We start from the raw sequence: 1,801 nt of genomic DNA, 5'->3' as shown, positions 1-1,801 counted from the left end.
GCCCGGACCGCGTCGCCGGGTACGTCGTGCGGCCCCGGCGTCGGGAGGGTCGGTCAGGAGGGGGAGGGCTCAGGAGGTCGGGCGCACCAGCGCCACGACGTCGTCGACGGTCCGGGCGGCGTGGAACGCGCGCAGGTCCAGCGTCACGTCCAACCGGTTCTCCAGCTGGGCCAGGGCGTCCAGCGAGCTGATGCTGTCCCACTCGTGCCGGGCCAGCACCGGTTCGCCGCGCAGCTCGTCGACGCTCACGTCGAGCGCGCCGGCCAGGATCTCCAGCACGGACTGCTCCACCGTGGTCTCGGTCATCGGGCTACCTCGTTCCCTTCCAGCAGGTTGATCCACGCGGGCGCCTCGGGCAGCCCGGCGTCCAGGGCCAGCGCGTGCGCGCCGTCGCCCTCGTCGGTGAACCCGGCGTCGGTCCAGAAGCCCCGCGCCAGGCCGTTCTTCTTCGACGGCACGTACCGGCCGCGCAGCGCGGTGGCACCGGCGGCGTGCGCCCGGCGCGCGAGCCACGCGGCGATCGCCAGTTCCACACCGCGCCCCAGCACCCGGCAGCTGAGCACGAGGTTGTCCACGTGCCACTCGGCGCCGGACCGGTCGACCCACGCCGCGCCGATCACGCCCTCGTCACCGAACCGGTCGGCCACCGCGAACGTGACGACGAGGTGGTCCGGGTCCGCGACGCGCCGGCCGGTCTCGGCCTCGTCGAACCGCAGGCCGGTCAGGTTGAACTGGTTGGTGCGGGCCGCCAGCTGCGCCACCCGTGCCACGGAGAAGCCGTCCGCCTCCGCGACGACCAGCCGCACGTCCAGCGCGCGCAGGTAGTCCTCGGAAGAGCCGAAGCCGCCCGCGAAGTCGTTGCGCAGCGTCCGGCTGCGGTACAGCTCCGGCCGCGCCAGGTCGGTCTCGGTCAGCTCCGCGACGTCGAACCAGCCCTGCGCCAGCAGCGTCCGCACGATGTGCGCGGGGTCGCCGTCGGCGGGCAGCACCACGACCTCGGGCAGCTCCTCCTCGACGTGACCGCGCTCGAACGGCGAGTCGTCCAGGAACACGAACGACCCGATGCCCAGCCCCAGGGCGGACGCGGCCTCGCGCAGGTTGCCCGCCTTCGGTGACCAGTTGACCGCCTTGGCGGAGAACGCCTCCGGCCGCAGCAGCACCTCCGGGTGAGCGGTCAGGGCCTCGTCAACCAGGTCGGCGTCGTTCTTGCTGGCCAGCACCAGCACCACGCCCTGGTCGCGCAGCCGGCTCGCGGTGCGCTGCACCTCCCGGTAGGCGTTGCCCGGGTACAGGCCGCCGAGCTGCACGCCCTCCGCGCCGACCTCGCCGAGCACACCGCCCCACAGCGTGTTGTCCAGGTCCAGCGCCAGCACCTTGCGGGACAGGCCGGCACGGGCCTGGGCGAACCGCCGGACCTCGCGCGCCAGCAGGTACAGCGCGCCGTCGGTGTACGGCAGGTCGCCGTAGCGGTGCAGCCGGTCGTCGCGCGCCGGGAACGGCGAGTCCGCCAGCACCGACACGAGGTCGGTCACGGCCACCTGGCGGTGCTCGCCGGCGAGGTCCAGCAGGCCCTCGTTGAGCTTCGCCCACGCCTTGGACAGAGCGGCGCGCGCCCGCCAGCTGATCACCGAGTCGCGCACCTGCGCCGGCAGCGGCACGGTGTGCAGCAGCACCGTCGCGGGGGGGGGGGGCCCCCCCGGGCGGCCCCCGCCCCCCCCGGGCGCCCACCCCGCGGGGGGGGGGGCGGCCCCCCCCCGACGGCCGAGGCGGGGGTGGGGGGATAGTGTGGGGCACCACGTGT

Annotated in this window: 2 protein-coding genes; both read right to left on the bottom strand. The window is 75.1% G+C overall.

Annotation, left to right across the window (positions count from 1 at the left end):
* Positions 1–69 precede the first annotated feature (69 nt).
* Complete coding sequence (locus AB0G02_RS38225; protein WP_360804804.1) at positions 70–306, bottom strand: acyl carrier protein; 237 nt, start codon at positions 304–306, stop codon at positions 70–72.
* Positions 303–1,673 (bottom strand): HAD-IIIC family phosphatase, encoded by a 1,371-nt coding sequence (locus AB0G02_RS38220; RefSeq protein ID WP_360804801.1) that lies wholly within the window; start codon positions 1,671–1,673, stop codon positions 303–305. The genes AB0G02_RS38225 and AB0G02_RS38220 overlap by 4 nt, the downstream gene beginning before the upstream one ends.
* Positions 1,674–1,801 lie beyond the last annotated feature (128 nt).

Source organism: Actinosynnema sp. NPDC023658 (assembly GCF_040639995.1).
In the GTDB taxonomy this organism is placed as follows: Bacteria; Actinomycetota; Actinomycetes; order Mycobacteriales; family Pseudonocardiaceae; genus Actinosynnema.
The sequence above is the reverse complement of the archived record's forward strand: the minus strand, read 5'-3'. Positions and strand labels throughout refer to the sequence as shown.

What these genes read in the sequence shown, in the direction of transcription:
- AB0G02_RS38225 (WP_360804804.1), bottom strand. Translation starts at nt 306, where the DNA reads ATGACCGAGACCACGGTGGAGCAGTCCGTGCTGGAGATCCTGGCCGGC.